The organism is Mycobacterium colombiense (assembly GCF_003284935.1).
GTDB classification, from domain to species: Bacteria; Actinomycetota; Actinomycetes; order Mycobacteriales; family Mycobacteriaceae; genus Mycobacterium; species Mycobacterium arosiense_A.
In genome coordinates, this window is sequence record NZ_QMEV01000005.1 from 84,090 (window position 1) to 106,072 (window position 21,983).

The 21,983-nt window shown below is 66.9% G+C and carries 20 protein-coding genes; 8 read left to right on the plus strand and 12 right to left on the minus strand.

Annotated elements, in window-relative coordinates; translation table 11 throughout:
• The 5 genes from DQP57_RS04245 to DQP57_RS04265 are packed head-to-tail and all read right to left on the minus strand — an operon-like array spanning position 1 to position 5,372.
• Entirely contained in the window at positions 1 to 1,905 is a 1,905-nt protein-coding gene (locus tag DQP57_RS04245; protein ID WP_112631798.1) for a YhgE/Pip domain-containing protein, read from the minus strand.
• Positions 1,906 to 1,908: 3 nt separating this feature from the next.
• Complete coding sequence (locus DQP57_RS04250) at positions 1,909 to 2,586, minus strand: hypothetical protein (RefSeq protein ID WP_112631799.1); 678 nt, start codon at positions 2,584 to 2,586, stop codon at positions 1,909 to 1,911.
• A 23-nt stretch (positions 2,587 to 2,609) separates the two neighbouring features.
• A complete protein-coding gene (locus DQP57_RS04255) occupies positions 2,610 to 3,227 on the minus strand; it encodes a TetR/AcrR family transcriptional regulator (protein ID WP_112631800.1) in 618 nt (205 codons plus the stop codon).
• A gap of 53 nt (positions 3,228 to 3,280) precedes the next feature.
• Positions 3,281 to 4,105 (minus strand): SDR family NAD(P)-dependent oxidoreductase, encoded by an 825-nt coding sequence (locus tag DQP57_RS04260; RefSeq protein ID WP_112631801.1) that lies wholly within the window; start codon positions 4,103 to 4,105, stop codon positions 3,281 to 3,283.
• A gap of 46 nt (positions 4,106 to 4,151) precedes the next feature.
• Complete coding sequence (locus DQP57_RS04265) at positions 4,152 to 5,372, minus strand: cytochrome P450 (RefSeq protein ID WP_112631802.1); 1,221 nt, start codon at positions 5,370 to 5,372, stop codon at positions 4,152 to 4,154.
• A gap of 210 nt (positions 5,373 to 5,582) precedes the next feature.
• Between DQP57_RS04265 and DQP57_RS04275 the strand changes: the two genes are divergently transcribed.
• Entirely contained in the window at positions 5,583 to 7,079 is a 1,497-nt protein-coding gene (locus tag DQP57_RS04275; RefSeq protein WP_112631804.1) for an acyl-CoA carboxylase subunit beta, read from the plus strand.
• A gap of 70 nt (positions 7,080 to 7,149) precedes the next feature.
• Here the strand turns inward: DQP57_RS04275 and DQP57_RS04280 are convergent, their stop codons facing one another.
• The 5 genes from DQP57_RS04280 to DQP57_RS04300 are packed head-to-tail and all read right to left on the minus strand — an operon-like array spanning position 7,150 to position 11,795.
• Complete coding sequence (locus DQP57_RS04280) at positions 7,150 to 8,187, minus strand: TIGR03857 family LLM class F420-dependent oxidoreductase (RefSeq protein ID WP_205869030.1); 1,038 nt, start codon at positions 8,185 to 8,187, stop codon at positions 7,150 to 7,152.
• Complete coding sequence (locus DQP57_RS04285) at positions 8,184 to 8,564, minus strand: nuclear transport factor 2 family protein (RefSeq protein WP_112631806.1); 381 nt, start codon at positions 8,562 to 8,564, stop codon at positions 8,184 to 8,186. Before DQP57_RS04285 ends, DQP57_RS04280 begins: the two co-directional genes overlap by 4 nt.
• A complete protein-coding gene (locus DQP57_RS04290) occupies positions 8,564 to 9,709 on the minus strand; it encodes a PHB depolymerase family esterase (RefSeq protein ID WP_112631807.1) in 1,146 nt (381 codons plus the stop codon). Before DQP57_RS04290 ends, DQP57_RS04285 begins: the two co-directional genes overlap by 1 nt.
• A gap of 18 nt (positions 9,710 to 9,727) precedes the next feature.
• Positions 9,728 to 11,350, minus strand: a complete 1,623-nt coding sequence (locus DQP57_RS04295) for a flavin-containing monooxygenase (RefSeq protein ID WP_112631872.1) — start codon at positions 11,348 to 11,350, stop codon at positions 9,728 to 9,730.
• Positions 11,337 to 11,795, minus strand: a complete 459-nt coding sequence (locus DQP57_RS04300) for a nuclear transport factor 2 family protein (RefSeq protein WP_112631808.1) — start codon at positions 11,793 to 11,795, stop codon at positions 11,337 to 11,339. Before DQP57_RS04300 ends, DQP57_RS04295 begins: the two co-directional genes overlap by 14 nt.
• 85 nt (positions 11,796 to 11,880) lie before the next feature.
• Here DQP57_RS04300 and DQP57_RS04305 point away from each other — a divergent pair, with 85 nt between their 5' ends.
• The 7 genes from DQP57_RS04305 to DQP57_RS04335 all read left to right on the plus strand — a co-directional run bounded on the left by DQP57_RS04305 (position 11,881) and on the right by DQP57_RS04335 (position 19,663).
• Positions 11,881 to 12,888: a Rieske 2Fe-2S domain-containing protein gene (locus tag DQP57_RS04305; RefSeq protein ID WP_112631809.1), complete on the plus strand. Its 1,008-nt coding sequence runs from the start codon at positions 11,881 to 11,883 to the stop codon at positions 12,886 to 12,888.
• Entirely contained in the window at positions 12,885 to 13,514 is a 630-nt protein-coding gene (locus tag DQP57_RS04310; protein WP_112631810.1) for a cysteine hydrolase, read from the plus strand. The genes DQP57_RS04305 and DQP57_RS04310 overlap by 4 nt, the downstream gene beginning before the upstream one ends.
• Positions 13,511 to 14,131, plus strand: coding sequence for a PaaI family thioesterase (locus DQP57_RS04315; protein ID WP_112631811.1), 621 nt, complete (start codon positions 13,511 to 13,513; stop codon positions 14,129 to 14,131). Before DQP57_RS04310 ends, DQP57_RS04315 begins: the two co-directional genes overlap by 4 nt.
• Before the next feature lie 8 nt (positions 14,132 to 14,139).
• Entirely contained in the window at positions 14,140 to 15,792 is a 1,653-nt protein-coding gene (locus tag DQP57_RS04320; protein WP_112631812.1) for an acyl-CoA synthetase, read from the plus strand.
• Between the two features lie 268 nt (positions 15,793 to 16,060).
• Positions 16,061 to 17,269, plus strand: coding sequence for a cytochrome P450 (locus DQP57_RS04325; RefSeq protein ID WP_112631813.1), 1,209 nt, complete (start codon positions 16,061 to 16,063; stop codon positions 17,267 to 17,269).
• Between the two features lie 21 nt (positions 17,270 to 17,290).
• Positions 17,291 to 18,505, plus strand: a complete 1,215-nt coding sequence (locus tag DQP57_RS04330; protein ID WP_112631873.1) for a CaiB/BaiF CoA transferase family protein — start codon at positions 17,291 to 17,293, stop codon at positions 18,503 to 18,505.
• Positions 18,506 to 18,517: 12 nt separating this feature from the next.
• Positions 18,518 to 19,663: a thiolase family protein gene (locus tag DQP57_RS04335; protein ID WP_112631814.1), complete on the plus strand. Its 1,146-nt coding sequence runs from the start codon at positions 18,518 to 18,520 to the stop codon at positions 19,661 to 19,663.
• A 79-nt stretch (positions 19,664 to 19,742) separates the two neighbouring features.
• Here the strand turns inward: DQP57_RS04335 and DQP57_RS04340 are convergent, their stop codons facing one another.
• Together DQP57_RS04340 and DQP57_RS04345 are read right to left on the minus strand one after the other, a co-directional pair.
• On the minus strand, positions 19,743 to 20,936 hold the full coding sequence (locus DQP57_RS04340; RefSeq protein WP_112631815.1) for an acyl-CoA dehydrogenase family protein: 1,194 nt from the start codon (positions 20,934 to 20,936) through the stop codon (positions 19,743 to 19,745).
• The gene (locus DQP57_RS04345) at positions 20,937 to 21,983 is read right to left on the minus strand and encodes an acyl-CoA dehydrogenase family protein (protein ID WP_112631816.1); all 1,047 of its coding nucleotides are present in this window, start codon (positions 21,981 to 21,983) and stop codon (positions 20,937 to 20,939) included.

Genomic DNA, 21,983 nt, shown 5'->3' on the forward strand with positions numbered 1-21,983 from the left:
CTACATCTTGATCGCGGGGATCAGCCTGCTCAGATTCCAGAGCCGGTCTCGTCGCGCCGACAGGCAGGAGATCGCCAGTGCGACAGCGGTTATCCCGGCCAGCACGATGATCGCCTGCCATAGGCGGGCGTCGATGCCGCCGAGAATGAGCTGCCGGAGCCCGTTGACGCCATAGGTCATCGGGTCGAAGCGATGCAGGATCTGGAACGGCCGCGACGTGGTTTCCACCGGATACATGCCGCCCGCGCTGACGAGTTGCAGCATGAGCAGAGCCATGATCAGCACCCGGCCCACCGCTGGACCGACCAGTGCATTGATCGCCTGAGTCGCGGCCACGAACGCGCCGGAGATCAGCACCATGAAGCCCAGCATGGCCACCGGGTGGACGGCGTGCATACCGAGGGCGAACCGGACCACGCAGTAGAGAATGACGGCTTGGAATAGCGCGATCGCGGCTGCGGGCAGGTAGCTGGCGAGCACCACGCGGAATGCGAGCACCTCAGCGGCGATGGCGCGAGTCTGCAAGGGCCGCAGCACCATCCACAGCACCAACGCGCCGAAGAACAAGGCGAGCGTGAGGAAGAACGGCGCCATCCCGGTGCCGAAGTTGGGCGCGGCGTTCTCATGTGAAGCCTCGAGTTGCACCGGACCACCGATGGTGTCGGCGACCGCATCCTTTTGCTGGCTTGTCCAGTTGGGTACCTGCTTGGCCCCGTCGGCGAGTTTGGTCGCCAGCTCGGCCGATCCCGCCTTGAGTTGGTGTGCGCCGTCGTCGAGCTTCACGATGCCACCGGCCAATTCGGCGTTGCCGCTGGCGACTTGCTGGGCTCCGTCGCGCAGCTGGGTGAGCTTGTTGGTCAGTTCCTGTCCCTTGCTGCCGACCTGGTCGAGCGCCGAGCCGAGCGGGCTGCCCGGGTTACGCAACCCCGATGTCATGGCGATCGCCGCGTTCTGCGCGTCCGTGAGCTGCTGGCGGATCTGGGGCGTGAACTGGTGGCCCCGGAGCTGATCCTGGATGCCGCGCAGGTTGTTCGCCAGCGGATCCTGGCGTGCGGAGAGCTGATCGATCACCGATGACAGCGAGCTCGCGGCGGCATCCTGCGCCGCGGCGATGCCACCGAGCTGGTCGTTGACCTGCGCAAGCGCGGCTGCGCCCTGCTGCAATTGCTGCGTGCTGCCACCGATCTGCGACACCGCCTTGGTCACCGCGAGCAGTGGGTCGGTGGCCTCGTTGATTCCGTCTGACAGTTGCTTGGCGCCAGCGGCGAGCGTTGCCGAACCGGACCGCGCGGTGTCCAGGCCGGACACCAGCTGCCCGGCGCCGTCGTCGAGTTGCGCGGCCCCGTCCGCCGCCTGTTTGATGCCCGATCCCGACGAAACCACCACGGAGAGCATCTGATTGACGGCCTGTCCCGAGATCCTGCTGGACACGGCGTTGAGCACCTGGCCGATGGCGGTACGACCGATACTCGTCGAGATGTAGTTGTTGGCGTCGTTGTAGACGGCGATCAGATTGGCCTTCTTCGGTTGCCCGGTCACCGGCGACGCGATCGCCGCGCTGAAGTCCGGCGGTAACTCCACCATGAAGTAGTACTTGCCGTGGTCGACTCCGTTGCGTGCCTCCGGCAAGTCCACGACGTGCCAGTCGAGGCCGCCGTCCGCGGTCAGGCTCTTGGCGATCTCCGCGCCGGCGTTGAACTGCTGCCCGGACACGACGGCGCCACGGTCGGAGTTGACCAGCGCCACCGGCATCTTGTTGGTGTGGCCGAAGGGATCCCAGAACGCCCACAGGTACAGGGCCCCGTACACCAGGGGCAGCAGCATCAGGACGACGATGGCCACGCGCGTCAGTCGGCTACGGCCGAAACGTTTGATCTCTGAGCCAAAGGCGAGTCCAGCCAGCATCTTTCAGCCCTCTCCGGTCAGGATCCGGTGATCGTGTAGTTCGTGGTCGGGTGCGTCCGTGCCGAGCGGGTTGGTCACCCCGACGACGACGGTGCGCTGCTTCGCGATCACGCCGAGCCTGTCGGCCGCGATCGTTCGCCGGGAATTGTCACGAACCTGTTCGAGGTCGCCGACCACGAGGATCGGACGATGCGACAACAGCGCCAGCGTGATGCGCAGCAAAAACAGTTCGAGGTCTGACAATTCGACGATGTAGGTGTCGCCGGTCGGCGGGACCATTTCGCCGAAGACCTCGGTCAGCTCGGCCGGACCCGATTGCAGCGGCACCGACGAATACCACGGCGCCAGCCACCGTCGTTGCTCGGCGAGCACGGTCCTTACGGTCACCGAATCCTCCAGCTCGTCGATGTCGTCGAAGGCCGCGATTGAGCACTGCCGGCGGATCGCACGCGGAGTTGTTTCGCCGAGGACGGTCAGCGTGCCGCGGCTCGGTTTGAAACGTCCCGCGAGCGTCAGCAGCAGCGTGGTCTGTCCCGGCCCGCCGGGCATCTGGATCGCGTGGAAACCCGGTGTGAGGGCCAGGTCGACCCCCGAGAAGAGCGGCCCGTGCTCCCCGTCGACTCCCAGTCCGGTGGCGGTGATCACCGGTGCGACGTCGTCCGGTTCGTCTTTGGCATCCATGGTGTGGCTTTCCCTCATCGCCTTCAAACCGGAATCGATTCCAGCAGTGCGGTGATCAGTTGTGCGAGCAGATCGGGGTTGATGGTGCCGGGACGCAGCACCTCTTCCATCGCGACGCCCAGGTTGAGGGTGACGACGAGCTGGGCGACGTCGGTCAGCCGTCGGTCGCCCGGCACGGTGTCGGTCGATTCGACGATGTGCAGCGCCTGGTCGGCCGCGGCGCGACGGCGCCCGATCAGGCGTTCCCGAAGCTGTGGATCGCGCTGGGCCCGCAGCCAGTACTCGACGAGCAGCACGTAGTAGTCGGAATGATCGCGGACCGAGTCGAGCACCGACCGGCTCACCTCACGCGCGGCCGCGGCGGTGTCGCCGTCGCTGCGGTCCAGCGCTATCGCGATCTGCTCCCCGCGCAGCTCGAACTCGCGGTCGAGCAGGGCCAGGAACAGTTCGTCCTTCGACTCGAAGTTCGAGTAGACGGCGCCCTTGGTGAAGCCCGCGGCCTGACCGATCGCGTCGATGGTGGCACCGGCGAAACCCTCGGCCGCGAACACCTTCGACGCCGCATCCAGGATGCGGTCACGAACCTCGCCCCGGGTGGGGCGGGTGCGAAGCGGTTTGACAGGCGACATGTGGAGCAGCATACCGCCCAGTATCGGTTAGATACTAGCAAGTATCGAAGATCACCCTGGAGCCGTCAGCCGAGCGTGGCGGCGGTGCGCTCCCACAGTTCGGCGGCCAATCGCGGGTTATCCGCCAGACGACTGGTTTTGGCGATCTTGCGCTTGGCGTAGTACGCGCCGGGCGTCCACTCCACAACGGGCGTGCTCGACGCGAGCCGCACCAACTGGTCGGCGCCCTGGTCCGGGCTCGAGATGAACAGCACCGCTGGGGTGTAGCGCTGCATGAACACCAGAAATTGCGACCCCGAGGCGACGCCGATGTTGGAGTTGACGTTGCCCGGATGCACGGTCGCGACGGAAAGGCCGCCGGCGTGGTAGCGCCGGTGTAATTCCTTGGTGAACAACACGATTGCCAGCTTCGAGAACGCGTACGCGGCGGCGGGCCGGCGGCGGGCGGTGTTCTCCAGGTCGTCGACGGTGGCCCGGAAGATCAACTTGTGCGACGAGCTGGTCGTGTTGACGATCGTGGCGCGTGACTCCAGCAGCACCTCCAGCAATCGGGTGGTCAGCAGGAACGGCGCCAGGTAGTTGACCTGATAGGTGCGTTCGTAGCCGTCGGGGGTCAGCTCGATCTTGCTGGCCATCCTGCCCGCATTGTTGAGCAACACGTCGATGCGCGGATATTGCGAACGAAGCTTGTCCGCCAGCGCCCGCACCTGGGACAGGTCGGCGTAATCGGCGACGAAGTAGTCCGCGTTCAATTCGGCGGCCACCGCGGCGGTCTTGGCTTGGGAGCGGCCCACCACGACGATCTGGTCGCCGGTGCGGCTGAGCCGACGCGCCGCCGCCGCGCCGATGCCGTCGCTGGCACCCGTGATGACGATCGTCCTGCGCGTCATTGCGAGACCTCCCCGGGGAGTGTATCGACAGTCGGCGCGGCCGCGGTCAGGCGAGCGAGTAGCGCACCGGTAGGTGCTTGAGGCCGCCGACGAACGTGGTGGCGACCAGCTCTGGATCACCCGTCAGCTCAATGGATTTCAGCCTGGGCAGCAGTTCGGAAAAGAAGCTGTTGACCTCCATGCGGGCCAGCGCCGCACCCATGCAGAAGTGCACGCCATAACCGAAGGCCACGTGCTTGTTGGGGTCGCGACCGACGTCGAAGCGGAACGGATCGCTGAAGACCTCCTCGTCACGGTTGGCAGAAACATAGGACAGCAGTACCGACTCCCCCGCGGCGATGGGCACCCCACGCACGGTCGTGTCCTTGGCGGCGGTCCGCATGAATTCCTTGACCGGCGTCACCCAGCGGATCATCTCCTCGGTGGCCAGCGGCATCAAGTCCAGGTTGTCGCGCAGGCGGCGGCATTGGTCGGGATTCTCGATGAGCGCGTGCAGCCCGCCGGAAATGGTCGCGCTGGTGGTGTCGTGGCCGGCGGTGGCCACGATCAGGTAGTAGGACACGGTGTCGATGTCCGACAAGGGTTCGCCGTCGACGCGGGCGTTCGCGATCGCCGACGCCAGGTCCTCGGTCGGGTGCTCGCGACGCGCCGCCGTCACGCCGTTGAAGTACTGAAACATGTCGAACAGCGCGGGCAGCTGATCCTCGTTCGTGGTGCCCCGCTTGAATTCGGAGTCGTCGCTGCCGAACAGCTCCTGGGTCAGCTTGAGCATCCTCGGGAAATCGGCCTCGGGCAGTCCGAGCAACGACATGATGACGTAGAGCGGGTAATTGACCGCGACCTCCTGAACGAAATCACATTCGGGCCCGGCCGCCATCATCTTGTCGACGTAGATCTTGGCCAGCTCGTCCACCCGAACCTTCAACGCCCGCATCGCCTTTGGGCGAAACCAGTCTGAGCCGATGGCGCGCACCACGCGATGCTGTGGATCGTCCAGATGGATCAGCGTGCGCACACCGGCGGCCGCCTGCATCTCGTCGCCTTCGGCGGTCGTCAGCACCGGCCGGGGCCAATTCGTGAAGAGCATGTTTTCGCGTTCGATATCCATGATGTCGGCGTGCTTGGTGATAGCCCAGAACGGCCGGTAGTTCGGGACCTCCACCCAGGACACCGGGGCGTTGGCGCGCAGGTGCGTCAGCGCCGCATGCAGCCGCCGCTCGTCGGTGTACGCCAGCGGGTCCGCCAACAGCTTCGCGGCCTCGTCCATCGTCGTTGCGCTCACTGATGAGACTCCTCGATTTGGGACGCCCCGTCGACCTCCCGGCGAGCGGCGTCAGACATGCGGGTAACTTTACAGTAAGCAATCCAGTATGTGACCCTGCAAAGCGTGGCGATCGCAAGCGCGGCGTAGCCGAGCGCCGGGGGTCGCCACCATAGGACTGTCGCGCGACGAATCCGTATGAGGTAGGACAGAGGCATGGCGAAAGCCCAGGACTGGGGAGAAACGCTCGACGATCTCGAGCGGCGCCGTCAGCAGGCGTGGGGCATGGGCGGGCCGGAGCGGCTCGACAAGCATCGCGGCAAGGGAAAGCTCGACGCGCGCGCCCGCATCGACTACCTGCTCGACCCGGGCACATTCCGTGAGCTCGGCACCCTGGTCGGTGGCGAGATCGCGGCCGACGGCCTGGTTGTCGGCTCCGGTGAGATCAACGGCTCACCGGTGATGCTGGGCGCCGAGGACTTCACCACCATGGCGGGCAGCATCGGCCCCGGTGGCAATTCGAAGCGGTACCGCATCGCCGAACTGGCACTGCGGGACAAGGTCCCGCTGGTGATGCTGCTCGAGGGCGCCGGCTTTCGTCCCGGCGGCGGGCACTACGGCCGCACGCCCACCGACCTACTGGCCCAGGCGCAGTGCTCGGGCCGCGTCCCGACCGTCGGCGCCGTGCTCGGCCCGTCGGCCGGTCACGGCGCGCTGGTGGCCCCGGTCTGCGACTTCCGGATCATGAGCAGGCAGGGCGCGATCTTCACCGCCGGACCACCCGTCGTCAAAGAGTCCACCGGAGAAGACATTTCGAAGGAGGACCTCGGTGGGCCGGATGTCGCCGTGCCAAGCGGGGTGATCCACAACGTCGCCGAGGACGACGAGGCCGTCCTCGACGACGTCCGGCGCTACCTGTCCTACTTTCCATCGAGCGCCTGGTCGTACCCGGCCTCCTTGCCGCAGGACGAGGACGCCGAGCCACGGGCGACGCCCGAACTGCTCGACATCGTCTCCCGCGACAACCGCCGCGTCTACGACATGCGCGCCGTGCTCGACGTGGTCTTCGACCGGCCCGACTGGTTCGAGGTGCAGCCGCAGTACGGCAAGGCGATCATCTGCGCGCTGGCACACCTCGGCGGCCACCCGGTCGCGGTGGTGGCCAACCAGCCCCAGGTGCTCGCCGGCTCCATCGACGCCGCGGCCGCGGACAAGGCGGCGCACTTCATCATGGTGGCCGATTCGTTCCATCTGCCCCTGGTCTTCCTGGCCGACAATCCCGGCATGCTGCCCGGCAGCCGGTCCGAGCGCAGCGGGGTGCTGCGCGCCGGAGCACGAATGTTCGCCGCCCAAACCACGGCAACCACGGTGAAGCTGCACGTGACCCTGCGCAAGGCATACGGGTTCGGCTCCATGGTCATGTCCCTGCTGGGGTTCGATAGTCAATCCGCCACCTTCGCCTACCCCGGCGCGACGATGGGTGCCATGAGCGCGGCCGCGCTGGGCCGCGCGACGCACGCCGGCGAGGACGTCACCGCGAAGTTGCGTGAGGCCGAGTTGCAGGCGTCGTTTCGGTCGGCCGAACACATGGGCTTCGACGAGCTCATCGATCCCCGCGAGACGCGTGACGCGCTGCTCGCGTCGTTGAAGCGCGGCCTGTCCGGCAGGCAGGCCGCCGCCGAACCGGTCACCCGGACCGTCATCATGCCTTGAGAGGCTGCCGCGAAACTGCAAGTGACGGCGCGTTTTCCGAGTGTGAGCGTCGCCAGTTACGGTTTCGCGGTCAAGCGCGGTAGGCGGCGACGATCGGCTCGAGCTCGTCGGGGGTGGACCCGTGCATGATGACCGCGTCGGCCCCGTAGTCGAATTCCTTGCGGATGCGATCCACACACTGCCGCGCCGACCCGGTGGCCGAGGGCTCGAGCCATTCATCGGGAATCAGCGTGGCGATGTGCTCGATCTGCTCGGCGGTGGCTTTGTGATCGATCCCGCCCGCGACCGACGTGACCACCGGATCGTCGCGAAACCGTTGCAGCACAGCGGGATCCCAGTCGTTGGTCTGGACCAGCAGGTCGCCGTAGCCCTGCAGATAGGTCGCCAGCCGCGCCACGGTCTTCTTCAGCCGCAGTTCTTCGGGCAGATGGTCGCCGACGGTGGCGAAGCACGACCACACCCGCACGCTGTCCGGGTCACGGCCGGCCTTCTCCGCGGCCGACTTCACGGTGGTGACACAGCGCTGCACGGTCTCCGGGGTGAAATAGGTGTGCAGGATGACGTCGTCGAACGCGCGCCCGCCGAGCGCGAGGGTGTTGGGACCGAAGGCCACCAGCGCCAGCCGGATGTCCTCGTTGAAATCGGGATCGAGAAACAAGATGGGGTACTTGCCCATCGGCCCGTCGTGATTGAAGATCAGCTCGCCGTGCCATAGCCGCCGCATGACCTGGGCCCAGTCCTCCATCTGCGCCGTCGTGACCGCGGGGATGCCGAAGGCCCCGTAGATCGCGGCGATGCCGCGGCCAACCCCTAGGGTGAACCGGCCGCCCGACAGGCGATGCATGGTGGTCGCCCACGACCCGGTGATCAAGGGATGACGGGTGTTGTGATTGGTTGCGGCGGTAGCGATTTGCATCCTGCTGGTCACCGCGCAGGCCGCCCCGACCAGAGAGGAAGCCTCCTTGACGTTCCAGCGTTCGGAGATGAAGGCGGTGCCGAAACCGAGTTCCTCGCCGCGGCGGGCCTCGTCCATCAACGTCGCCGGGCCCTCCCCGCCGGCCCCGGCCAGCAGGTAGAAGCCCAATTCGTCAAGCGCAGCCTCACTCAATTCCAAACCCCTTGCTGGTAGCCGCAGTTCCAAACCTCGGTTATCTTGCCATCGACGACACGGAACACCTCGATGCTGGCGATGTTGGTCTCGGTGCCGTCCTTGGCGGTGATCGTCGAGTCGTAGACGATCGCCACGTGCTCGCCGTCGTCGCCCTCGATGACGACGTTGAGGTCGAAGCGCAACGAATCGGCCAGCTGCCACATGTCCACCACCCGCTGCACGGCTTCGGCGTGGGTCAGCGTGCGTGCCCCACCGACCTCGTGCCGAATCACGGTGTCGGCCAACAATTCCTCGGCCAGGTCGATGTTGCGTTCGTTCCACACGACGAGGTTGTAGAGCTCGACCACGGTTCGCGCGGTCCACGTAGCTGCCATCAGTCGGGCACCGCGTCGCCCGCTTCCAGCGCGGCCACCTCGCCCAGGAATCGGTCGGTGATGCGCTGCACGCGCCGGGAAAAGATATGCCCGACGTGGCTGCCGTCGTACCAGTACAGTTGGCCGCCCCAGCGTTCCTGCAATTCCTCGGCGGGCTCGCGCATCGCCATCCGGTCGTGCCACGCCCCGACGATGAGCCGGCGCTCCGGCGGCGGGGACGGAACGACCGCAAGGGGATCGATCACCGAGGTCAGCTTGGTGACCACGGGTGATTCCAGCAGCTCGCGGAAGCCCGCCCTCGATGCACCCCACCGCTGCAGGTGCCGCGCGATCATGGCGTTGAGACCCAGGATGGGCGTGTAGAGCGCGACCGCGTCGGTCTGCTTCTCCAAGTGGGAGACCATCGCGGCCACCGGGCTTCCCATCGAAATCCCTGCCACCACAACGACCGTGGCCTGCGGCCGCACCCACCGCAGCACGGCGCGCACCTCGGAAACCACGCGCATCATCCCCGCCACGTTGCCCAGCGGATCCATGTCGGGATAGACCGGCCATTGGCGCCGCCGGCAACCGTGGCCGGGCTGCACCGGCATGGCGACGTTGTACCCCAGCTTGTGATGTATGCGTCCGATCCGGGACAACAGCAGGTCTTCGGTGCCACCCTGGCCCGCGCCGTGCACCCACACCAACCACGGCCTGGGCCCGTCGCCGTGCCGGCACAGGTGCGCCACCGCCCGCGCCGGACCACCCAGACCCTCGGCCTCCAGCGCGGCCGGCAACGCGGGGTCGTGCTCGAAGGCCATCCGTTCATAGGCAAGTCCGGCGATGCTGCGCTTGCGGATGGAGGTCGCCCGCAACGGTTTCGGGTCGGCGTGCGCCCGGTCGATGCCCAAGGATGAGAGTTCCTCGGCCGCCGCGGTACATCCATCCGGCGGCCTCATCGCCGCGGGGGTTCCGCCCAGCAGCGAAAAACCGCTCAGCACAAGTTCATCGAGCATCGCCTCGCCGAACTGGCGCGCACCGCGCGGTGAGAGCGGGGCCCAACCGGTCGACTCCCGCAGGCCGGCTACCGTGCGCGGCATCAGCATTCCCAATTCGCGGGCCACATCTTTGGCCAGGCCCAGCCCACTCAACGCCGTCGCCATGTCGCTCACCTTCGCCAGCTAGACCAGTTTGAACCCGGTGTATCCGCCGGCGGCGACTTCGTCGCAGCGACGCCGGTATTCGGGTATTCCGCCGGTATAACCCATGTACATCCGTTTCTTGCCGGGCACGTTGCCACCGTTGTACCAGGAGTTGCACGACGGATGAACCAGGACCGTCGGCGCGACGAGCGCGGTGGCGTGGTCGATCCATTCCTGCTGTGCGCTGCCGAGCGCCTCGATGGTGCGGATGTCGTTGGCGCGCAGATACGCGATGCAGTCGCCGATCCACTCCACGTGCTGCTCGAGGGCCGCGACGAAGTTGGTGGCGGCGCTCGGGCTGCCGGGCCCCTGAACCGTGAACAGGTTCGGGAACCCGGCGACCGCGAGACCCAGATACGACAACGGACCTTCGGTGGCCCAGAATTCGCCGAGCGAGATACCGCCGCGGCCGCGGACGTCGATGCGGCTGAGCGCGCCGGTCATGGCGTCGAACCCGGTGGCGTAGACGACGACGTCGAGTTCGTGCAACCGGTCCTCGGTGCGGATGCCGGTCGGGGTGATCTCGCGGACCGGTGACTTCCGCAGGTCGACCAGGGTCACGTTGTCCCGGTTGAACGTTTCGTAGTAGCCCTGGTCGATGATCGGGCGCTTACAGGCGAAGGGATGCACCGGTACGAGGGAGGCGGCGGTATCCGGGTCCTTGACGATGCGGGCCACGGCCTCGCCGTACAGCTGGGCTGCCATCCGGTTGGCGTCGATGTCGAAGAAGATGTCGCCCCAGTTCAGTGCGCCCATGACGCCGTTCTCCTCGATGGCGCGCAGTTGTTCTTCGCGCGTCGCCGATTTCAGCGGCGGCCTGCCGAGCATCTCGAGCAGGACGGAGAAGGCGCTCAGCCGGGCCGCGCCGATCGGGTGCGCGCGTTGGGCCGCCCGGATTTCGTCGTAGCGGGCCTTCATCGCGTCGAGTTCGCCCGGTTCGAACCGATGCACCCGCCAGGGCAGGGTGTAGGCGGGTGAGCGCTGAAACACAGACAGATGCAACGCTTCTCGGGCCACTACGGGGATCAGCTGGACGCCGGTCGAACCGGTGCCGATCACACCGACCCGCTTGCCGGTGAGGTCGACGCCGCCGTCTGGCCAGCGGCTGGTGAACACTGACGTCCCGGTGAAGGTGTCCATTCCCGGGATGTCGGGTTGCAGCGGCACCGACAGAATTCCGGAGGCGGCGACGACGAACGGGACCCGGAAGGTGTCGCCGGCCTCGGTGTGCACCAGCCACCGGCCGGCCCCTTCGTCGAACGCCATCGCGACGACCTTGGTGCCGAATTGGATGTCGCGGCGCAGGTCGAGCCGGTCGGCCACGAAGTTCAGATAGGCCTCGATCTCGGGCTGGGCCGGCATCGACTCGGTCCAGACCCACTCCTGCTGAATCTCATCGGAGAAGCTGTAGGAGTATTCGATGCTCTCGATATCGCAGCGCGCACCCGGGTAGCGGTTGAAAAGCCAGGTGCCACCGACGTTTTCGGCCATCTCCAGCGCCCGGGCGCGCATGCCGAGCTGCCGCAGCCGGTGCAGCATGTACAACCCGGAGAACCCGGCGCCGATGACCAGCACGTCGAACGACGTGTCAGCTCCTACCATCGTCACCACCGGTCATTCTCAGGATGGTTCGGGTCAGGTGCAGGCTCTTGATCTGCCATGCACCGTCCCGCTTCTCATAGGTCTCGTGATAGTGGCCCGCGCCGTACAACTCGCGGCCGTCACCGAAGATCAGCAGGTCTTCCATCGCCCAGATGCCGGTCGCGGTGGTGGCCGAGGTGAGCGTGAGCTCGGGCGTGTGACAGTGATGCTTGGTGGCGACTCCCTCGAGACCCCCCATCACCATCGGGGCGAAGTTGTCGACGCCTTCGATCGGCGGGGCCGTTTGGGGGTCGGCACCGGCGGTGGACACCGCCATGTCCAGCGTCACCACCAGGTCGGTGGTGAACACGGCGCGCCAGGACGCGAGGTCTTTGGTGTCCAGGAAACGGCAGTAGCGCGCCTTCAGTTGCCGGAGGGCTTCCAGGTCGTCAGCCGCCTCACTCATCGCACTCCCTTGCCGCTTACGGACCTGACTGCTGAAATCTATACTGTAACGGACTTAGTATCTATCCGGAACTGAGAGGCTTCGCGTGAAAGTCCCATTCACCTGGAAGGTCACCGGCTGGTTCATGGTCGGCTGGTCCCCGGAGTTTCCCGCCGGCGAGGTCCGGCCGCTGCACTATTTCGGCGAGGACCTGGTGGCCTTTCGGGATGAGCAGGGCAAGCTGCACGTCTTGGAAGCGCACTGCAAGCACCTCGGCGCCCACCTCGGCCACGGCGGCAAGGTGGTCGGCGACTGCGTCGAGTGCCCGTTCCACGGCTGGCGCTGGGGCCCGGACGGCACCAACAAGTACATCCCCTACCAGCCGGACCGGCCCAACCGCGGGCTACGGCTCAAGGTGTATCCCGTCCGGGAGCAGTACGACTGCGTCTTCGTCTGGCACCACCCGCACGGCAAGGAGCCGCAGTGGAAGATGCCCGACATCTTCGGTAAGTTCCCGCAATTCGAGACCGATCCGGCGCAGTATTACCGGGCGTACCCGGAGTTCTCCCGGCGCGCCGAGCGTGAACCGGTGCATCCGCAGATCGTCGCCGAGAATGCGCCCGACAGCGCGCATTTCGAGTACGTTCACCACGCGACCGTGACGCCAAGGGTGCTGGACTGGAAGATCGTCGACCACGAATGGCAGTTCGTTGCCGGCTGGCCGGACGCCCGCAGCGACAACGCCGACGATCTCGCGTTGCGGTTCCACAGCCACCTGTTCGGCCTCGGCGGCGCGATCAGCGTCTTCGAGGGCGCGCAGAACCATCGGCTGATCTTCACCTGCACGCCGGTCGACGACGAATGCTCGGACCTGTTCTACTCGATCTGGTGGCCGCGGCTTCCCGGCGACACCGCGGACGTCCCCGACGGCAAACTGCGGGAGGTCATCGAGAAGCAGTTCCTGTCCACCGTTTTCGACGACCTGCAGATCTGGCGGTACCAGAAGTACGTGGAACACCCCGCCCTATCGAAGGTCGACGCGAAAGGCTATATGGCGCTGCGGAAATGGGCGACGCAGTTCTATGACGTCGCACCGGTGGACACCCCCACATGACGGATCGACTGGCCGGTCTGACCGCTGCCGCGCACACCGCGATCGTCACCCAGGAGTGCCAGGGCGCGGTGATGGGTCCCGACGCCGGGCTGGCAATGCTGGCCTCCGAAGCCCGCCGCGAGGCGCTGCCCAACATCGCGCGCCTGCTGCCCGCGGCCCGGGCGGCCGGGGTACGCGTGGTGCACTGCCTCGTGCAGCGCCGGCCCGACGGGCTCGGCTCCAACCACAACGCGAAGATCTTCGCGATGGGCGGCGGGAACCGGGTGGACATCACGCCCGGCACGCCCGGCGCGGAATTGTTACCCGAATTGGGGCCGGAGCCTTCGGATTTGGTGTTGCGTCGCTGGCACGGCGTGGGCCCGATGGGCGGCACGGACCTGGACGCGGTGCTGCGCAATCTCGGCGTGTCGACCATCGTCGTCGTGGGGGTGTCGCTGAACATCGCCATCCCCAACCTCGTCATGGACGCCGTCAACACCGCCTACCGAGTGGTCATCCCCCGCGACGCGGTCGCCGGCATCCCCGCCGACTATGGTGCAGCGATGATCGCCAACACCCTGTCGCTGCTGGCCACCATCACCAGCACCGACGAACTCCTGCGGGCCTGGGACGAAGGAACGCGATGACCGATACCGCGCCGGAAGTTCGCGGCGGATTCCCCGACGTCAGACCCGTCGAGGACGCCCCGGCGGAACTGGGTCCGTTCGTCGCCGCGCTGCGCCGCCTGCAGGACCTGACGGTGTCCACGCGGCCCGACCCCGCGCTGTGGGCCGCCGCGACCGCGCACCTGGAGAGCGCCTGCGCGCTGCTGGACGGCCACCAGGTCCCCGAGACCGAGGCGGTGGCCGGCCGCGTGCTGAGCCTGCCGGGGCTGGCCCATCCGCTGATACCGCCCTGGATGGTGACGAAGTCCGGTCCCGACGGCGTGCGGATGGCCGGCCATTTCAGCACCGCCCACATCGGCGGAAACCGGGCCGTGCACGGCGGCATGATCCCGCTGTTCTACGACTGGCTGCTCGGCATGGTCGTGACCACCGCCGACATCCGCCCGACGCGCACCGCGTACCTGCACGTCGACTTCCGCAGCATCACCCCGATCGACCAGCCGCTCACGGCCCACGGCCGCATCACCGGCATCGACGGGAGGAAGATTTTCATTGACGCTACTATGATAGCCGCCGATGGCACCGTGCTCAGCGAAGCCAACGGCCTGATGGTCCGACTGCTCCCCCACCAGCCGTGAGAGGCACGATGTCCGACACCACAACGACATTCACGGTTCCGGCCGTCGTGAAGGCCGTCGCCGCCGCGATCCCCGATCGGGAACTGATCATCCAGGGCGATCGGCGCTACACCTATGCGCAGGTGATCGATCGCTCCACCCGGCTGGCCGCATACCTGCATTCGCGGGGGTTGGGCTGCCACACCGAGCGCTCCGCGCTCGGCGGCCACGAGGTGGGCCAGGACCTGCTGGGCCTCTACGCCTACAACGGCAACGAATTCGTCGAGGCGTTGCTCGGCAGCTTCGAGGCACGCGTCGCCCCGTTCAACGTCAACTTCCGCTACGTGAAGAGCGAGCTGCAATACCTGCTGGCGGATGCCGGGGCGACCGCGCTCCTCTACCACGCCGCGTTCGCGCCTCGAGTGGCCGAGATCCTGCCGGATCTGCCACAGCTGCGCGTGCTGATCCAGATCGCCGACGACTCGGGCAACGACTTGCTCGACGGCGCAGTCGATTACGAGGCCGCACTGGCGTCGGTCTCCCCGACACCGCCGCCCGTGCAGCACTCCGGCGACGACCTGTACGTCCTGTACACCGGCGGCACGACGGGAATGCCGAAGGGCGTGTTGTGGCGCCAGCACGACATTTTCATGACGTCCTTCGGCGGCCGGAACCTGATGACCGGCGAGCCGTCGAGCTCCCTCGACGAGATCGTCGAACGCGCCGCCGCCGGGCCGGGCACCAGGCTGATGATCCTGCCCCCGCTGATCCACGGTGCGGCCCAGTGGAGCGTGATGACCGCGATCACCACGGGTCAGTCCGTCGTCTTTCCCACGGTCGTCGATCACCTAGACGCCGAGGACGTGGTGCGCACCATCGAGCGGGAAAAGGTCATGGCGGTCACGGTGGTCGGTGATGCGATGGCGCGCCCCCTGGTCGCCGCCATCGACAAGGGCATCGCCGACGTGTCGTCGCTCGCGGTCGTCGCCAACGGCGGCGCCCTGCTGACCCCATACGTCAAGCAGCGCTTGATCGAGACGCTGCCCAACGCCGTCGTGGTCGACGGCGTCGGATCGTCGGAGACCGGTGCGCAGATGCACCACATGTCGACGTCGGGGGCGGTGGCCACGGGGACGTTCAACGCCGGCCCGGACACTTTCGTTGCCGCCGAGGATCTTTCGGCGATCCTGGCGCCCGGACACGACGGGATGGGGTGGCTGGCGCAGCGGGGCTATGTTCCGCTCGGCTACAAAGGCGACGCGGCCAAGACGGCCAAGACCTTCCCGGTGATCGACGGCGTTCGGTACGCCGTCCCCGGCGACCGCGCGCGCCACGGCACCGATGGCCGCATCGAATTGCTGGGCCGCGATTCGGTGACCATCAACTCCGGCGGCGAGAAGATCTTCGTCGAGGAGGTCGAGACGGCCATCGCGTCACATCCCGCGGTGGCCGACGTGGTGGTCGCCGGGCGGCCGAGCGAGCGGTGGGGCCAGGAGGTCGTTGCGGTGGTGGCGCTCGCTCCAGGTGCCAGCGCCGAAGCCGGCGAACTGGTGGCCCACGCCGCGCAGACGCTGGCGCGCTACAAACTTCCCAAAGCGATCGTCTTTCGCGCCGCCATCGAGCGCAGCCCGTCCGGCAAGGCCGACTACCGATGGGCGCGCGAGCAGGCGGTCAACGGCTGACCGGTAACGCCTCGCATTTTCTGGCGTTACCGCAGACGGACCAGCGCTGACGGCGTCACCGCGTCAACCTGGTCTGCGCAAAGTGGCTGGCGCCCAACTGTTTCTCCGACCTGCATCGTCTCCGGCGGGGCAGCTGACGCACGCTTGCCGACATCGCCGAAAGGCATGCGACCTCGCCCGCCATGCCCATATTGCCTACTGTAATAATTACAGTAGGATCTTACGAAGAAGTGTTCGATCGTGCTGAGATCAAGATGCTGGAGATCAGGTGACGACCAACGTGCACACCGCCGCCGGTGCCGGCGACGAAACCGTCAGCCTGCGCGACCCCTACCCGTTCTTCGCCCGGAAGCGCCGGGCGGCCAGCGTGTTCGCCGGCACGGTGATGGACTACTCCAAGACGCCGGAGTCCCTGCTGCCCAAGCAGGAGTACTCCGCGATGTCGTTCGACGCGGTCAACACCGTGTTCCGGGACGGCCGGGTGTTCAGCTCCAAGCCGTACGACAAGACCATCGGCCTGTTCATGGGACCCACGATTCTGGCGATGGAGGGCAAGAAGCACCGTGAACACCGCAGCCTGGTATCCGCGGCATTCAAGTCCAAGGCGCTGGCCCGCTGGGAGCCGACCGTCGTGCGGCCGATCTGCAACGCCCTGATCGACGAGTTCATCGAGACCGGTCGCGCCGACCTGATTCGGAACTTCACCTTCGAATTCCCCACCCGCGTCATCGCCAAGCTGCTGGGACTGCCGGCCGACGACCTGCCGATGTTCCGCAAGCGCGCCGTCCAGTTGATCAGCTACCACGTCAACTACGAAGGCGCCTTCGAGGCGTCGGCCGCACTCAAGGACTACTTCCTCGAACAGATCGAGCAGCGTAAGTCCACGCCCACCGAGGACATCATCGGTGACCTGGTCACCGCGGAGGTCGACGGCGAAAAGCTCACCGACGAAGCCATTTATTCGTTCCTGCGGCTGTTGCTGCCCGCCGGTCTGGAGACCACCTACCGCTCGTCGGGAAACCTCTTGTATCTGTTGCTCACCCATCCCGAGCAGTTCGCCGCGGTGCAGGCCGACCGCGAGTTGCTGGCGCCGGCCATCGAGGAGGGCCTGCGCTACGAGACGCCGCTGACCGTCGTGCAACGCTTCACGACCGAAGACACCGAGGTGGAAGGCGTGAAGATCCCTGCCCGTTCGGTGATCGGGGTGTGCATCGGTTCGGCCAACCGCGACGAACGGCGCTGGGAACGCTCCGAAGAGTTCGACATCTTCCGCAAGCACGTGCCACACATTTCGTTCGCCGCCGGTGAGCACACCTGCCTGGGTCTGCATCTGGCGCGGCTGGAAACACGGGTCGCGATGGAATGCCTGCTCAACCGGCTGACCAACGTCACCCTGCTGACCGACGATGACCCGCATATCCACGGCCAACCGTTCCGGTCACCGAATGCGCTTCCGGTCACGTTCGACGCGAAGTAGGGTCCGACAATGGTCAAAGTCATGACGGGCTTTCGGGTCTTGGAGCTTGCGCAGTTCACCTTCGTTCCGGCGGCGGGAGCCATCCTGGCCGACTGGGGAGCCGACGTCATCAAAGTCGAACATCCGGCACGCGGCGACACCCAGCGCGGCTTCCTGAATATGGGTGGCATTCAAATAGATCCGGAACGCCACCCGCTGATGGAACACCCCAACCGCGGCAAACGCAGCGTCGGCATCGACGTCTCCACGCCGGGCGGTCAGGAGGTCATCTACGAGCTGGCCAAGACCGCGGATGTGTTCCTCACCAACTACATGCCCGCCCAGCGCCAGAAGCATAAATTCGACGTGGAGCACATCCGCGCGGTGAACCCGAACATCGTGTATGCCCGCGGCTCGGCCTACGGCGACAAAGGGGCCGAACGTGACACCGGCGGCTATGACGGCACGGCGTTTTGGACGCGCAGCGGCATCGGGTATGCCCTGACGCCCGAGGAGCTGGGCGGCGCTCTGGGACAGGGCATTCCCGCATTCGGTGATTCGATCGGCGGCATGTTCATCGCCGGCGGCATCTCCGCCGCGCTGCTCCATCGCGAGCGCACCGGTGAGGCGGTCGAGCTCGACGTGTCACTGCTCAGCACGGCCTGGTGGGCGGCCGGCGCAAGCGTGACGCAGGGCATGGAGACCGGCGAGGTCATGCGCACGCCCATGCCGGGATCCGGCGCACCCTCGGTGAATCCCTTCATGGGCAACTACGAAACCTCGGACGGTGGCACCATCAACCTGTGCATCATCAGCCCGACCGGGCTGATCCGCGACACGTTCGAACACCTGGGCATCCCCGAGGCGGCCGACGACCCCCGGTTCTCCGACGTGCTCCCGCTGATCCAAAACGCCGACGCCGCCGCTGAACTGATCGCAAAGGCCTTCGCCGCCAAGCCCTTTGCCTATTGGCGGCAACACCTCAAGACCATGAAGGGCCAATGGGCGCCATTCCAGAGCCTCATCGACCTGGTCGACGACGAGCAGGCGATCGCCAACGACATGATCTCTGAAGTCGAGCTCGCCAGCGGCGGCAAGCCCTTCCGCGTGGTCCGCGGCCCCGTTCAGTTCAACCACGAGCCGCTGACGACGACGCGGGCGCCGCAGGCCAGCGAGCACACCGAGCTGGTCCTGATGGAGCTCGGCATGGACTGGGACCGGATCGAGGAACTCAAGGATGCAGGAGCTATTGCGTGAGGAGCGGCGCGCGTGAATGATGTCGCCATCATCGGCGTGGGCTTACACCCGTTCGGGCGCTTCGAGGGCAAGTCGGCCATGCAGATGGGCGTCGACGCCATCCACGCCGCCGTCGCCGACGCCGGTATCGCTTGGCAGGACGTCCAGTTCGCCACCGGCGGCAGCTGGACGGTCGCCAACCCGGACGCGATAGTCGGCATGGTCGGGCTCACCGGCATCCCGTTCACCAACGTCTTCAACGCCTGCGCGACCGCCGCGAGCGCCGCCAAGGCGTGCGCTGACGGAATCCGATTGGGCGACTACGACATCGGGATCGCCATCGGCCTGGACAAGCACCCGCGCGGCGCGTTCACCGAGGACCCCGCCCTGGTCGGGATGCCGCGCTGGTACGCGGAGAACGGGCAATACCTGACGACCCAGTTCTTCGGCATGAAGGCCAACCGCTACCTGCACGACCACGGCATCTCCCAACAGACCTTGGCCAGGGTGGCGGCCAAGAACTTCCGCAACGGGGCCATGAACCCCAACGCCTTTCGCCGCAAGCCCATCTCCGAAGAAGACATCCTCGGCTCGACCATGCTCAATTACCCGCTAACCCAGTACATGTTCTGCGCGCCCGACGAGGGCGCCGCCGCCGTGGTCATGTGCCACGCGGACATCGCGCATCGGTACACCTCCAAGCCCGTCTACCTGCGCGCGGTGGAGGTCCGCACCCGCCGCTATGGCGCCTACGAGGTGAACACCACCTGCGCGCCCGTCGAAGAGGACGTGGCGCCAACGGTTTATGCCGCCCGCACCGCTTTCGAGAAGGCGGGCATCTCCCCCGACGACGTCGACGTGATCCAGTTGCAGGACACCGACGCCGGCGCCGAGATCATTCACATGGCCGAGTGCGGATTCTGCGAGCACGGCGATCAGGAGAAGCTACTGGCCGACGGCGCCACCGAGATCAACGGTGCGATGCCGGTCAACACCGACGGCGGGTTGATCGCCAACGGCGAGCCCATCGGCGCCTCCGGTTTGCGGCAGATCCACGAGGTCGTGCGCCAACTCCGCGGTGAGGCGGGCGATCGTCAGGTGCCCGGCAACCCGAAAGTGGGATTCACGCAGTTGTACGGCGCGCCGGGCACCGCCGCGGCGACCATCCTCACGACCTGACGGGTTCGCCTGCGCCGAGCGTGAACTGGCGGCGACGACACGCCGAGGCCGGTCACCGTCGGGTCACATTGGACGCGGGCTACGAGGCCTTCTGCGCGACCGGCGCGTAGGCCGGCTTGCCCAGACCCAGCACGTACTGGGCGATCATGTTGCGGAACACCTCGAGGGTGCCGCCGTAAATCCCGACCAGCGGGGCGAACCGGTACACGTACTCGGCGGCGCCGTCGTCGGCCGCGCCGTCGGTGCCGATGGGCAGCGAAGACGCCGTGCCCAGGATGTCCATCAGATCCGGGGAGATGTCACGCATCGTCTGGGCCAGCGCGACGCGCCCGAAGATGCTGGGCGCGCTCAGGGAGGCTTCCATCTGCGCGGCGCTGCGTCCCAGACGATAGGCCACCGCGGCGTCGTCAATGAGCCTGCGCCCGCTCGGGTCTGGCTGCGCAACCTTGGCCGCGGCCTTGTCCACGGCGTCGGCCATGAAACCGGCCTGGTGCATCATGATCGACACGTCCTGCAGCCCGTCCGGCGCGGCCGCTACCGCCCCGTGCTCGGTGTTGAGGGGCTCGCGCAGCACCGTCCAGCCCGCGTTCACGTCGCCCAGGCGATACTTGTCGTCGACGCGCACGTCGCTGTAGTAGACGATGTTGGTGCGGTCGCCGTCGACGGTGCGGATGCCCTGGATCTCGATGCCCGGTGAGTCCAGCGGAACCAGGAACATCGTGAGACTCTTGTGCTTCTGGGCGCCCGGATCGGTGTTGGTGATGAGGAAGACGTACTGGCAGTTGTGCGCTCCGGTGGTGAACATCTTGGAGCCGTTGATAATCCAGCCGTCACCGTCACGCACCGCCCGGGTCTTGCACGTGGCGATGTCGGACCCGCCCTCGGGCTCGGTGTAGCCCAGGCACAGCCGGACATGCCCGCTGAAGACGCCCGGCAGCACCTCGTCCCGCAACTCGGCGGAGCCGAACTTCGCGACCGAGCGGGCCACCATGGCGGTGGTGCCCCAGGTCACCCACGGCACGTGCGCGCGCCGCTTCTCCAGTTCCCAGATGCGCCGCCGCAACCGGCTGAACCCGCCGTCGGCCTCCGACTTCCATTCGCGTTCAAGGTAGCCGGCGGCGCCCAGCGCCAGGTGCACGCCTTCGTCGAAGTTGTCACCCGTTTCCCGGTCCCGGCGCTTGACGTCTTCCGTCACATGGGTGCGCAGGAAGTCGCGCGCTTCGTCGAGGAACCGCTGATCGTCGTCGGACAGCGTGACCCGTGAGAAATCCACTTAGGCGCCCTTTCCACTCTCGCGCACGGCGACCAGCTCGCCGACGTATTTGGCGCTGGCGCCGGGATCCCCGCCGGCCAATGACCAACCACGGGCTCGCACCAGATATGCCGTCGCGGCGGCCTCCGCCGAGACACCAAGTCCGCCTTGGATATGCACCGCCATGGTCGCGGCCTTGGCCGCCTCCTCCGCCATGAACACGAACGCCGAGGGTGCAAGCTCGGGGCGCTCGTGCGGCTCGTTGTCCAGGAACCAGGCCGCGCGCCGCGCCAGATTACGGCCGCCCTGCACGGTGATCGCGATGTTGGCCAGTGGATGCGAGATGCCCTGCAGCGTCGAGATCGGCACCCCCAGGGTGTAGCGGGTCTTGGCGAATTCGGCCGCGATGGTCATCGTCTCCTCGACCAGGCCCACCAACGCCGCCGCGCTCAGCACCCGCCACTCATCCAGGGCCCGTTGATATTCCGCCAGCGCCTCGGATCCGCCGGCCAGGACGGTGCGGGTGTCCGCGGACGCGGGGTCCACCCAGGCCATCGGCAGCCGGCCGATGTTGTCCACCTTGGTCGGGCGCGTGCCGAACGTCAGCGCGACGACGTCGTCGCCGTCGCGGACGATGATCTGGTCGGCGATCGACCCGGTCGGCAACAGCCGGGCCCCCGGGGCGCTGTCGTGCTGCGGATCGAAGGCGACCAGTCGCTTGCCGTGAACCACGTCGGGTTCGGCCGCGCCGAGGCGCGCGAGCAGCCGTGCGGTACAGACCTGGTCGATCCACGGTACCGGCGCCAGAGATCGGCCGATCTCCTCGGCCACCAGGGTCAGGTCGACGAGCGTCGCACCGTCTCCGCCCGCGGATTCCGGCACCGCCATGGTCGTTGCCCCCATGGCGCACAACCGCTCCCACAGGTTCTTGTCGAACCCGGTTTCCTCCGCGGCGCGCACGGTTTCGATCGAGCAATGCGTCTTGAAGAAATCGCGGTAGGCGGCCTGCAACGCCTCGTGATCCGACGTCAGGCTGTAGTCGAGCCTACGCAATTCATAGCGGTCCAT